The 12,028-nt window shown below is 62.7% G+C and carries 11 protein-coding genes and 1 pseudogene; 6 read left to right on the forward strand and 6 right to left on the reverse strand.

Going from position 1 to position 12,028, the window contains the following annotated elements; genetic code table 11:
• Positions 1-9: 9 nt before the first annotated feature.
• From gyrB to dnaA, 6 genes and pseudogenes are all read right to left on the reverse strand, one after another.
• Positions 10-2,097 carry a DNA topoisomerase (ATP-hydrolyzing) subunit B gene (gene gyrB, locus QF050_RS03790; RefSeq protein WP_308929226.1) on the reverse strand — a complete coding sequence of 696 codons (2,088 nt, stop codon included), beginning with the start codon at positions 2,095-2,097 and terminating at the stop codon, positions 10-12.
• Between the two features lie 379 nt (positions 2,098-2,476).
• Positions 2,477-3,031 carry a DciA family protein gene (locus QF050_RS03795; protein ID WP_308929227.1) on the reverse strand — a complete coding sequence of 185 codons (555 nt, stop codon included), beginning with the start codon at positions 3,029-3,031 and terminating at the stop codon, positions 2,477-2,479.
• Positions 3,021-4,226, reverse strand: coding sequence for a DNA replication/repair protein RecF (gene recF, locus QF050_RS03800; protein ID WP_308929228.1), 1,206 nt, complete (start codon positions 4,224-4,226; stop codon positions 3,021-3,023). The genes QF050_RS03795 and recF overlap by 11 nt, the downstream gene beginning before the upstream one ends.
• Before the next feature lie 45 nt (positions 4,227-4,271).
• Complete coding sequence (gene gnd / locus QF050_RS03805) at positions 4,272-5,156, reverse strand: phosphogluconate dehydrogenase (NAD(+)-dependent, decarboxylating) (RefSeq protein WP_308929229.1); 885 nt, start codon at positions 5,154-5,156, stop codon at positions 4,272-4,274.
• Positions 5,157-5,259: 103 nt separating this feature from the next.
• Positions 5,260-6,385, reverse strand: a pseudogene (gene dnaN / locus QF050_RS03810) (DNA polymerase III subunit beta).
• A gap of 537 nt (positions 6,386-6,922) precedes the next feature.
• Positions 6,923-8,344: a chromosomal replication initiator protein DnaA gene (gene dnaA, locus QF050_RS03815; RefSeq protein ID WP_308929230.1), complete on the reverse strand. Its 1,422-nt coding sequence runs from the start codon at positions 8,342-8,344 to the stop codon at positions 6,923-6,925.
• A gap of 469 nt (positions 8,345-8,813) precedes the next feature.
• Between dnaA and rpmH the strand changes: the two genes are divergently transcribed.
• From rpmH to rsmG, 6 genes are read left to right on the forward strand one after another with little or no spacing between them, the layout of a single operon-like run.
• Positions 8,814-8,951 carry a 50S ribosomal protein L34 gene (gene rpmH / locus QF050_RS03820; RefSeq protein ID WP_003800212.1) on the forward strand — a complete coding sequence of 46 codons (138 nt, stop codon included), beginning with the start codon at positions 8,814-8,816 and terminating at the stop codon, positions 8,949-8,951.
• A 40-nt stretch (positions 8,952-8,991) separates the two neighbouring features.
• Complete coding sequence (gene rnpA, locus QF050_RS03825; RefSeq protein WP_308929231.1) at positions 8,992-9,402, forward strand: ribonuclease P protein component; 411 nt, start codon at positions 8,992-8,994, stop codon at positions 9,400-9,402.
• The gene (gene yidD, locus QF050_RS03830) at positions 9,395-9,787 is read left to right on the forward strand and encodes a membrane protein insertion efficiency factor YidD (RefSeq protein WP_308929232.1); all 393 of its coding nucleotides are present in this window, start codon (positions 9,395-9,397) and stop codon (positions 9,785-9,787) included. Before rnpA ends, yidD begins: the two co-directional genes overlap by 8 nt.
• A gap of 15 nt (positions 9,788-9,802) precedes the next feature.
• On the forward strand, positions 9,803-10,768 hold the full coding sequence (gene yidC, locus QF050_RS03835) for a membrane protein insertase YidC (RefSeq protein WP_308929233.1): 966 nt from the start codon (positions 9,803-9,805) through the stop codon (positions 10,766-10,768).
• On the forward strand, positions 10,768-11,328 hold the full coding sequence (locus QF050_RS03840) for a R3H domain-containing nucleic acid-binding protein (RefSeq protein ID WP_308929234.1): 561 nt from the start codon (positions 10,768-10,770) through the stop codon (positions 11,326-11,328). Before yidC ends, QF050_RS03840 begins: the two co-directional genes overlap by 1 nt.
• 20 nt (positions 11,329-11,348) lie before the next feature.
• A complete protein-coding gene (gene rsmG / locus QF050_RS03845; protein ID WP_308929235.1) occupies positions 11,349-11,999 on the forward strand; it encodes a 16S rRNA (guanine(527)-N(7))-methyltransferase RsmG in 651 nt (216 codons plus the stop codon).
• The last annotated feature ends 29 nt before the right edge of the window (positions 12,000-12,028 follow it).

Consider the following 12,028-nt stretch of genomic DNA (forward strand, 5'->3'; position numbering starts at 1 on the left):
AGCGGGTCCTTAGATGTCCAGGAACCTGACGTCCTTGGCGTTCTGCTGAATGAAGTTGCGCCGTGACTCCACGTCTTCGCCCATGAGGACGGAGAAGATCTGGTCGGCGGCGAGGGCGTCATCCATGGTCACCTGCAGCAGGGTGCGGTGGTCGGGGTCCATGGTGGTATCCCAGAGTTCGGTGTAGTCCATCTCTCCCAGGCCCTTGTAGCGCTGGATGCCGTTGTCCTTGGGGATGCGGCGTCCGGCAGCCTGGCCCGCCACCAGTTTGGCGTCGCGTTCGCGGTCGCTGTAGACGTAGTCGTGCGGCGCGTTGGACCATTTGATCCGGTACAGCGGCGGCTGTGCCAGGTAGACGTAGCCGTTCTCGATCAGCGGACGCATGTAACGGAACAGCAGGGTCATCAGCAGGGTGGTGATGTGCTGGCCATCCACGTCGGCATCTGCCATGAGGACGATCTTGTGGTACCGGAGTTTGGCGAGGTCGAAGTCCTCGCCGATCCCGGTGCCGAAGGCAGTGATCATGGACTGGACCTCCGCGTTGCCCAGGGCCTTGTCCAGGCGGGCACGCTCCACATTCAAAATCTTGCCGCGCAAGGGCAGGATGGCCTGCGTTTCGGGGTTGCGGCCGCGCTTGGCGGAACCCCCGGCGGAGTCACCCTCCACGATGTAGACCTCGCACTTTTCCGGGTCCTTGGAGGAGCAGTCAGAAAGCTTGCCCGGCATGCCGAACGATTCCAGTGGGCTCTTGCGCCGGGCGTTGTCGCGGGCCTTCCTTGCAGCCATGCGTGCCTGGGCTGCCGAGATGGCCTTGCGGATGACATCGCGGGCCGGGCCCGGGTTGCGCTCCAGCCAGTCGCCCAGGCCGTCGGTGACCACGCGCTGGACGAATCCCTTGACCTCGGAGTTGCCCAGTTTGGTCTTGGTCTGGCCTTCGAACTGGGGCTCGGCCAGCTTGACGGAGATGACGGCGGTAAGGCCCTCGCGGATGTCGTCGCCCGTGAGGTTGTCGTCCTTCTCCTTGATGATGCCCTTTTCCCGGGCGTACCGGTTGATCAGGGACGTCAGTGCAGCACGGAAACCTTCTTCGTGGGTACCGCCCTCATGGGTATTGATGGTGTTGGCGTACGTGTGCACACTCTCGGAATAGGCACTGGTCCACTGCATCGCCATTTCAAGGGCGATCTTACGTTCGGTGTCCTCAGTCTCGAAGGCAATGACGTCCTCGTGGACCACCTCCACCTTTTTGCCGGAGTTCAGGTGCTTGACGTAGTCCAGCAGGCCTTCGTCGTACTGGTACACCACGGTGCGGTGTTCGGCGCTGATCTCGCCGTCGGTGCTGAGGTCGTCAAGGTCAAGGTCGCCGTCGGCCTCATCGCCGTCGGCCGCACGCTCATCCGTCAACGTGATGCGCAGGCCCTTGTTGAGGAAAGCCATCTGCTGGAAGCGGGCGCGGAGGGTCTCGAAATCGAACTCCGTGCTTTCGAAGATCGCCGGGTCCGGATAGAAGGTCTGGGTGGTGCCGGTGGTATCGGTCTCTTCACCCTGGACCAGGCCGCCCTGGGGCTTGCCACCGTCGGCAAAAGACATTCGCCAGACGTGGCCCTGGCGCCGCACTTCGGTGTCCACCCTGCTGGAGAGCGCGTTGACCACGGAAATACCCACACCGTGCAGGCCGCCGGAGACCGCATACCCGCCGCCGCCGAACTTGCCGCCGGCGTGCAGGATGGTCATCACCACCTCGACGGTGGGTTTGTGCTCGGTGGGGTGCATGTCCACCGGGATTCCGCGGCCGTCGTCGACTACTTTGACACCGCCGTCGGCCTGCAGGACCACTTCGATATGGCTGCAGTAGCCGGCCAGTGCCTCATCCACGGAGTTGTCCACGACCTCATAGACCAGGTGGTGGAGGCCGCGGGGACCGGTGGAGCCGATGTACATGCCCGGGCGCTTCCGGACAGCTTCGAGGCCTTCAAGGACAGTGATGTCGCTGGCGCCGTACTCCCTTGGGCTGGTTGACGCAGCCGGAGTATCAGGGGTCCGGCCATCCTCGACCGCTGTATCTGCTGCCAGAATATCTGTATTGTCGTTAGCCACAGGCGCTGCGACTCCTCTGTTCTCGATGATGGCCGGCTGATTTCTTTTCGCAGGGAAAAGTGACCCGCCAACAGGCACAAACTTATGGCGCCGGTGACTCGATGACGGTCGGTGATCCGCGCTCTGCGTGCGGAACGCGCGCGGAGAACGGACTGAAGTCAACGTTTCACCCGCGCCCAGTTATCTCGGTCAATTCTACCGCGAACACACCCATATCCCCGCATTCCAGGGCCGTGGGCGGGCGGAGAATATGCCTGTACAAGGCTCTTGGCCCCACCTAGGGCGGCCCGGTGGTGCGCCCTCCGGGTGCCTATACACGCCGTGGCCCCTACCGGCCTCTATACGCCTTTGGGCGAAGTTTCAAGAGCTGCGGCCGCGGCTATCCGTAGGTGTCCCGGGGTCCACGCCCGTTGACGCTGCGTCCGCCCTTGCGCCAGCTGGGTGCGGAAGGGCCGAGGACCTGGATCCTGGTGACCACGCCGTCACCCAGTTCCCGGCGGAATTTGTCCAGCAGGCTGGTGCTCAGGAGCCTGAGCTGGGTGGCCCAGGCCGTGGAGTCACACCGCACGTGCAGGGTGGTATCGGTGAAGCTTTCGGGCGTGCAGTGGGCGGAAATCTCCGGGCCCACCAGGGTGGCCCATTCCGCCATGACGGAACCGACCGCCACCGGCGAAGTCCAGCCGCGTTCTGCAACCAGCCGGCCAACGACTTTGCCCAGGCCAAGGGGGTCCCGGCCGGTGGCGTGGAACTGGCTGAAGCCGCGGGTGTCACGGATACTGCCCTTGGCTTTCTGGGATCCGGGCCGGGACGCCTTCCTTCGGACTTCGCCGCGGGCGGCAGCTGCCTCGCGCATCCGGTTCAGTGCAGCCTGCGGGGCATCGATGTGGTCGGGTTCGCGGCCGGGCTGCGGCCCGGCGCCCTCGTCACTGCTCATCGATTCCTCCCGGGATGACCTTCACCCGCCGCCCGGACAGCTCTTCCGGAATATCGGCGTCGACGGCGGCGGTCACCAGGACCTGTTCCGCGCCGGAGACTATAGCCGCCAGTTTACGCCGACGCTGGACATCGAGTTCGGCAAAGACGTCGTCCAGGATCAGGATGGGGGCCGAACCTCCGGTCCGGGCGTCATCGAGCATCACGTAGTACGAGGCCAAACGCAGGGACAGGCACATGGACCAGGTCTCGCCGTGTGAGGCATATCCCTTCGCGGGCGCCTGGCCGAGCATGAGCTCCAGTTCGTCACGGTGCGGACCGACGAGCGAAATGCCCCGTTCCAGTTCCTTCTTCCGTGATTCTGCGAACGCCTGGATATAGCGTCCGGTCAGCTGGTCGACGGTGAGCAGGCGCAGGTCCTCCTGGCCGGCTGAAGTACCCGCGCCTGCGGTGCGCTGGGCACCTGGGGCCGGAACGCCGTCGTCGTCCATCTGGTTCTGAAGCGTTGACCGGTAGATGGCGTCGGCGGCCTTGGAGGCGTCTGTCAGCTCAGCGTAGGCACGGGCAAGGTGCGGCCGGAGCCGTTCCACCAGTTCCAGCCGGGCGTGCAGCAATTGTGCTCCGGCGCGGGCCATGTGCTGGTCCCAGACATCCAAGGTGGCCTCATGGGCAGTTGTGAACCGTCCGGAGCGCGCTGATTTGAGCAGCGCGTTGCGTTGTTTCAGGACGCGGTCGTAATCGCTGCGGGTAGCTGCATGGTGCGGGATGAGACTGGCGAGCAATTCGTCCAGGAAGCGCCGGCGGTTGGCGGGATCACCCTTAACCAGTGTCAGGTCCTCAGGTGCGAAGAGCACGGTCTGGCAGATGCCCAGGAGGTCACGGGCACGGACCGGGTTGCTGCGGTTGATCCGGCCGCGGTTGGCCCGGCCGGCGTTGATTTCCAGCTCAAGCACCGTGGTCTGCCCGCCGCGGACCAGGCGTGCCCGGACCAATGCGCGCTCCGTGCCGAACCGCAGCAGGGGGGCGTCGGAACTGACCCTGTGGGAGCTGAGGGTGGCCAGGTAGCCGATGGCTTCCATCAGGTTGGTCTTGCCGATGCCGTTGTATCCCACCAGGACAGTGACGCCCGGGCCCAGGCTTAGGTCAACCTGGGCGTAGCTGCGGAAGTCTGTCAGCGAAAGATGTTCAAGGTACACGCGGTGGTCGGCAATTCTGGAAGCGGTGATGGCTCCCGGTGGGTGCTACTTGGCGGGACGGGTTGCATGGCCGCCGAACTGGTGGCGCAGCGCAGAAACCATCTTCATTGCGGGGGACGTATCCTCCCTGGAGGCAAAACGGGCGAACAGGGCAGCCGTGATGGCCGGGGCCGGAACAGCGTTGGCGATGGCTTCTTCCACCGTCCAGCGGCCCTCGCCCGAGTCCTCAACGTAATCGTCGATGGATGCCAGTCCGGGATCCTCGTCCAGGGCCTTGACCATGAGGTCCAGCAGCCAGGAACGAACCACGGTTCCCTTTTGCCATGCCCGGAACGTGCCCGGCAGGTCCGTGACAATGTCCTTGGCGGCCAGCAGTTCGTATCCCTCGGCGTACGCCTGCATCAGGCCGTATTCGATCCCGTTGTGCACCATCTTGGCGTAGTGGCCGGCGCCGATTCCGCCAACGTGGACGAAGCTGTCAGCCCTTTCACCTTCCGGCCGCAGCGCATCAAAGACCGGCAGTGCGCGTTCAATGTCCTGGGCATCCCCGCCCGCCATCAGGCCGTAACCGTTCTGCAGGCCCCATACCCCGCCGGAAACGCCGCAGTCCGCGAACCGGATGCCTTTGGCGGCAAGCACCTCGCCGTGCTTCTGATCTTCCGTAAACCGTGAGTTTCCGCCGTCGATCACAAGATCGCCGGGAACGAGCTTGCCGCTTAGTTCTGTGATCACGGCGTCCGTGACGGGGCCGGCCGGGACCATGACCCAGATGATCCTCGGCGCCGGAACGGCAGCGATCAGGTCATCGACGCTCGCCGCGTCCGTGACGTCGGGATTGCGGTCATAGCCAGTGACCTCCAGGCCACCTTTGCGCAGGCGTTCACGCATGTTGAAACCCATTTTTCCGAGGCCAATCAGTCCAATGTGCATGGTGGAACTCTTTCCTGCGCTGGTTGGGAAGGGGTGGCGGTGGTTGGGGCCCCATCGGCGAGGGACCCGGCCTGAGCTTGCGAAGGCTGGGAGCCGATGGGGACTAGTTGGGGAGGCGGACGGGCATTACCAGGTAGCGGTAGTCATCCTGGTCTTCACCGTCGGCGTCTGCCTGCGCCGTGATCATGGCGGGCTTGGGTGCCGTGGTGAACGAGAAGCGGACAAATTTCGTCTCGATGACGCTGAGGCCTTCGATCAGGTAGTGCGGGTTTGAAAGCGACCGTGATGTCTTCCCCGGACAGCTGGGCCTCAAGCTCTTCCGAAGCCTGGGCGTCCTCACCGGTTCCGGCATCGAGGTTGAGCAGGCCGTTGCTGAAAGCCAGCCGGACCGGGGTGTTGCGTTCGGCGACGAGCGACACGCGGCGGACGGCTTCCACCAGCTCTTGGGTCTGGACCGTGGCGTGGATTGGCGTGGATTCCGGGAACAGGGACCGGATCTTCGGGTAATCACCGTCCACCAGCAGGGACGTAGTGGTGCGTCCGCCGCTTTCGAATCCGATAAGCCGGCTGTCGTCGTCGGACAAGGCGAGGTTGATATCGCCGCTGTTGCCCAGCGTTTTGGCTACTTCGTTCAGGGTTTTGGCCTTCACCAGGGCGCTGGTGGAGATGCCGGGGGTCACCGGCTTCCACGGAACTTCGCGCATGGCCAGCCGGTAGCGGTCAGTGGCCAGGAGGGTGATCAGATCGTCCTCGATCTCCATTCGGACGCCGGTGAGGATGGGCAGGGTGTCGTCCTTGCTGGCGGCGATGATCACCTGGGAAACAGCCTGCGCGAAGGCATCCCCGGGTACGGTGCCACTGATGGCGGGGAGGGCCGGCAGCGGTGGGTACTCGGCTTCGGGCATGGTGGCCAGGTGGAAGCTGCTTCGACGGCAGGTGAGGGTGACCTTGTTGCCGTCGGTTTCGACATCCACCGGTGCGGACGGGAGGCTGCGGCAGATGTCCGCGAGCAGCCGGCCGGAAACAAGGATGGTTCCCTCGTCCCTGATGTCAGCTGCGATTTCGAGCCTTGCCGAGGTTTCGTAGTCAAAGCTCGAGAGGCTGACGGTTCCGCCTTCGGCCTTCAGCAGAAGGCCGGAAAGGACAGGAACCGGCGGCCGTGGAGACAACGAGCGGGCTGTCCAGGTGACGGCTTCTGCCAGGACGTCCCGATCGACTCTGAACTTCACGGAAGGGTGCCGCCTTTCATTGCTGCTGCCATGTAAACCCGGGAACTTCGCAGGGAAACTCCGGAAGATGTTCTGCGCGCCGCGGCCGGTGCATGGTCCGTGCAGACGGAAACCACACAAAACCCGGGGATGGGAGCGCTGCTGACAGCTTAGCCGGAAGATCCGCGATTAACCCATCCCTAAGACCCCGGCCCGGCCCTTTCAGGGGCCGGTGTCCCCGCCGGGTGGACGTGCGGATGGATCTTGTTGTTTGAGGGAATTCAATTTTTTGGGATTCGTAGTGTTAATAACTGCTGTGGAAACTGTGGATAACCCGATCCTGGCCCACGTTTCCGGGGTTAAGCCCTGTTCACGGAGTGTGCGTTACCTGGGTTTTAAACAGGGTGTGGATGGGGACAACTCAAAGGGCTGTTTTTGACGATCCACAGACGCCTTAAGGGTTTTAAGCCCATTAACCGCGCTTGTCCCCTTAAGTATCCACAGGCTTATCCACATGCCCCTGTTAATAAGGTATAGAGTGCGCGGTCCGGTGTGGATTCAGGAGTCGCGCTGCTGCTGCTTGATCCGGTTGGTCAGTTCCGTCACCTGGTTGTAAATCACACGGCGCTCGGCCATGAGCTCACGGATCTTGCGGTCGGCATGGATGACCGTGGTGTGGTCGCGGCCGCCGAGTTCCTGCCCGATCTTGGGCAGCGACATGTCCGTCAGCTCCCGGCAGAGGTACATGGCGATCTGACGGGCCGTGACCAGGGTCCGGGTGCGGGACTTGCTGCAGAGTTCTTCCATGCTGAGCTTGAAGTAGTCAGCCGTCTGCTGCAGGATTTGGGCGGACGTGATTTCCTGTGCGCCGTCATCGGTGATCAGGTCCTTCAAGACCATTTCCGCCAGCGCAACATCCACCGGCTGCCGGTTCAGGCTGGCGAAGGCGGTGACGCGGATCAGCGCGCCCTCGAGCTCACGGATGTTGCTGGAGATCTTGGAGGCGATGTACTCCAGGGCATCATCCGGTGCCGACAGTCCCTCGCTGAGGGCCTTCTTCCGCAAGATTGCGATACGCGTTTCAAGTTCCGGCGGCTGGATGTCCGTCAGCAGTCCCCATTCGAACCGGGACTTCATCCGGTCCTCGAAACCGGCGAGCAGCTTGGGCGGCTGGTCCGAGGTAATGACCACCTGCTTGTTGTTGTTGTGCAGCGAGTTGAAGGTGTGGAAGAACTCCTCCAGCGTGCGGTCCTTGCCGGCCAGGAACTGGATGTCATCGATCAACAGGACGTCCACGTTGCGGTAGGTGGTTTTGAAGCTTGCGCCTTCGTCGTCCCGAATGGAGTTGATGAAGTCGTTGGTGAATTCTTCGGAATTGACGTACCGGACCCGGATGCCGCTGTAGAGCCGGCGGGCGTAGTGCCCGATCGCGTGCAGGAGGTGGGTTTTACCGAGCCCGGAGTCACCGTAGATGAACAGCGGGTTGTAGGCCTTGGCGGGCGCTTCGGCGACAGCGACGGCGGCTGCATGGGCAAAGCGGTTGGAGGAACCAATCACGAACGTATCGAAAACGTACTTGGGGTTCAGCCGGCCGAATTCGTGCGAGGTGCTGGGCAGCATGGGCTGCGGCTTCTGTTCGATCAGCTGGTCCGGCGCGTAAGCAGGTTCGACGACGGGCTCGGGCTCTACGTGAATGGGCACCAGGTCGGTGTCGACGTCGATGGCACAACGGATGTCCTCGGAAAAGACATTGTGCAGTGCATCGTCAAGGGCATCCTTGACCTGGGTCTGAAGCACTTCCCGCGTGAGTTCGTTGGGCACGGCCACCAGGAGGGTGGAGCCGATCAGGCCTTGGGCCTGGGCGAGGATGACAAAACCCCGCTGGCGCGGTGAAACACGGTGGTCCTGTTCCAGCAGGCTGACAACCCGGCGCCAGGAACTTCCGACAGTATTGGCGTGGTTGGCTTCGTCTACTGTCATCAATCGGTTCCCTCAAAACTTGCTATGCCTGCATTGCCTGCAGCCCCAAGTCCGGAACCAGGATGCTGGCCCAACTTAATCCACAGGGTTATGCACAGTCCGTGGATAATCGGCTACTGGGACACTCTAGGGGATCAAAAGCCTAGAAGATAGCTGGCTATCCGGCTGTGGATAATTACATGGTTGTGGTTCCCGAAACGCCTCTGTGAGCCACTTCATCCACAGCCTGTTGGGGATACTTAGGCACAGCTGGGGATAGCACTGCAGGGCTGTCCCGGTTTGACTCCGGGCCTTGGATTGCCCTAACGTTGTGAAGTCCTTTGTGTCCGCTTTTTGGCCCCATCTGAACTTCCAGGCGCACTGCGCTTGGACAGCCGGGGGAAGCGTGCATATACAAAACTTAGCGTCGGCCAGTTCTTCCCCATTACTGATCGGGTGGGCGCACCTTTGATCCACTGGAGTAACTAACGTGAGCAAGCGGACTTTTCAGCCGAATAACCGCCGTCGAGCCAAGAAGCACGGCTTCCGCCTTCGTATGCGTACCCGTGCCGGCCGCGCCATCCTGGCAGCCCGTCGTGGCAAGGGCCGTACCGAGCTTTCGGCCTAAATAACTGACTCGTCGGTAGACATCCCTTTGCGAGTTTAAGGTGCTGGCCGCCCGCAACCGCCTGAGGACTGCAACCGATTTTTCAACAACCGTACGTTCCGGTGTCCGCAATGGGCGCCGGAACGTAGTGTTATATGCGGCAGCCATCGCTGCCGACGAACCCAGCCGGATCGGGTTCATTGTTTCCAAGAGTGTAGGGAACGCCGTGGTCAGGAACCTCGTTAAGAGAAGACTGAGGGAAGCGGCTGCTGCCTCACTGCGCGAACACCCAATTGGACTCGCCATTGTTGTCCGGGCACTGCCCGCATCGGCGTCCGCCAGTTGGGATCAACTGCTGGCGGATTACAGGGCAGCACTGGAAACAACCCAGGGCCGGCTGGCCGGACGGCCACCACGGCCTGCCGCCAAAGGTTCGGCCGGTACAACACGGGAGGGGACAACGCGTGCCTAACGCCACTGCCGCCGTCGCCCGTTTCCGGAACGTGACTGCCGCCGTCGCAAAGTTCCTCTGGAACCTGCCCCGGAACATCCTCATTCTTCTGTTGATGGCCTACCGCAAGGTGGTTTCTCCCTTGTACGGCCCCGTCTGCCGGTTCTTCCCTTCATGCTCGGCCTATGCCCTTGAAGCGGTCACCGTCCACGGCGCTGTCAAGGGAAGCTGGCTCGCGGTCCGGCGCCTTGGCCACTGCCACCCATGGAATGCCGGCGGAGTGGACCACGTCCCCGCCGGCGGCCGGGAATGGCCTGCGGGCCGTACCCCCACAATTGTTGTGCTGAACAATCCGGACAAGTACCTGGTTGCTCGGACTGATGAAGAAGGCCGCAGTGCGGCCTGACGAATAGGGATAAGTATGGACATCTTTGGAGCAATAATCGGCCCGTTCAAGTGGCTGGTTTCGTTCATTATGGTGGCGTTCCACGACGGGCTGAGCAGCATTGGCATGCCCGCCGCGAACGGCTGGACCTGGACATTGGCCATCATCGGGCTGGTGCTGGTGATCCGTGCCGCCCTGATCCCGGTATTCGTCAAGCAGATCAAGGCCCAGCGCGGTATGCAGCTGCTGCAGCCGGACCTGAAGAAGCTGCAGGAAAAGTACAAGGGCAAGACCGACCAGCTGTCCCGCCAGGCCATGGCCCAGGAACAGATGGCCATGTACAAGAAGCACGGGACCAACCCGTTCTCAGCCTGCCTGCCCATGCTGATCCAGATGCCCTTCTTCTTCGCCCTGTTCCAGGTGCTCTCGGGCATTTCCCAGGCAAAGGACCAGGGTGCCGGCATCGGGGCGATGAGCCACGAGCAGGTGGTGGAGTTCGATGCCTCCAGCATCTTCGGTGCACCGTTGTCCGCCGCACTGCTGCATGGCGGTGCGGGGAACACCGCCGTGGTGGTGCTCTCTATCGTGATGATCCTGGCCATGACTGCCTCCCAGTTCATCACCCAGAAGCAGATCATGGCCAAGAACATGTCCGAAGAGGCCATGGCCAGCCCGTTCATGCGGCAGCAGAAGATGATGCTCTATATCCTGCCGGTGGTCTTCGGCGTGGGTGGCATCAACTTCCCCATTGGCGTCCTGATCTACTGGACCACCACCAACCTCTGGACCATGGGACAGCAGTTCTTTGTGATCCGCCGCATGCCGACGCCGGGATCCCCCGCCGCGAAGGCCCTCGCCGAGCGCCGCGCCGCCAGGGGCCTGCCGGCCCTCTCTGTCCTCACCGGGAAGCGGGATGAAGCAGCCGACGCCGCCGCGGCTGCCGCCGTGGAAGCCAAGGGACAGCGCGTCCAGCCCCAGCGCAAGAACAGGAAGAAGAAGTAATGTCAGCCGAGAGCACCGAGCACGTCCTTTCCGAAGAAATCGCAGACCAGGATGAGTCTGTGAACCAGGACGCTTCCCCCAAGTCCTCCGCCGCCAGCCGCCTCGAAGAAGAGGGAGACGTCGCTGCCGACTACCTTGAGGAACTGCTGGATATCGCTGACATTGACGGCGATATCGACATCGAGGTCCGCAACGGCCGCACGTACATCTCGATTGTTGCCGAGGACGAGACCGAGGGCCTCGAAGGCCTGGTAGGTGAAGACGGCGAGGTGCTTGAAGCCCTCCAGGAGCTCACCCGGCTGGCTGTACTCTCCGCCACCGAGAACCGTTCCCGGCTTGTGCTGGACATCAATGGTTACCGGCAGGAACGCACCGGCCACCTGCAGAAGATTGCCGAAGACGCAGCAGCTTCCGTCAAGGAATCCGGCAAGCCGGTTGCCCTCGAGCCGATGAGTGCCTACGAACGCAAGATTGTGCACGACGCCGTGGCTGACCTCGGCTTGGTCAGCGAGTCCGAGGGCGAAGGCTCCGGACGCCACATTGTTGTTTCCGCAGACTAGAGAATGCCAGCACGATAACCATGGTTGATATCACGGCAGCAGAGCTTCGCGCTGCTGAGAAGATTTTCGGCGACCGCCTGGAACTGGCCAAGCGCTATGTGGAGCACCTGGCCACTTCCGGGACCGAACGCGGGCTGATCGGGCCACGCGAGGTTCCCCGCCTGTGGAGCCGCCACGTGCTCAACTGCGCGGTCATCGAAAGTGAGATAGCCCAGGGAAGCCACGTGGCCGACGTCGGAAGCGGGGCTGGCCTGCCTGGCCTGTGCCTTGCCATTGCCCGCCCCGACCTCGAACTCACGCTCATCGAGCCCCTGGAGCGCAGGGTGATCTGGCTACAGGAAGTAGTGGATGACCTCGGCCTGGACAACGTCACCGTCATGCGTACCAGGGCCGAACTGGCTGTGGGGCACGTGGAGGCTGACGTGGTCACGGCCCGTGCCGTATCGGCTTTGGCCAACCTTGCAGGCCTGACTATTCCGCTCCTTGCGGGCCACGGTGAAGTGGTGGCCATCAAGGGCCGCAGCGCCGGCGAAGAGATCGAAAAGGCCGCGAAAGTCATCCGCAAGCTCGGGGGTGTGGAGACGTCGGTAATCACCGTCGGCGACAACCTCCTCGAGGAGCCCACCACTGTGGTGCGCATTGTGGTGAACAAGTCCCAAAAGAAGTCCTAAAGTGGGCCTGCTGACGGTGGTCAGACGGG

The organism is Arthrobacter sp. SLBN-112 (genome assembly GCF_030944625.1).
Lineage (GTDB): Bacteria > Actinomycetota > Actinomycetes > Actinomycetales > Micrococcaceae > Arthrobacter.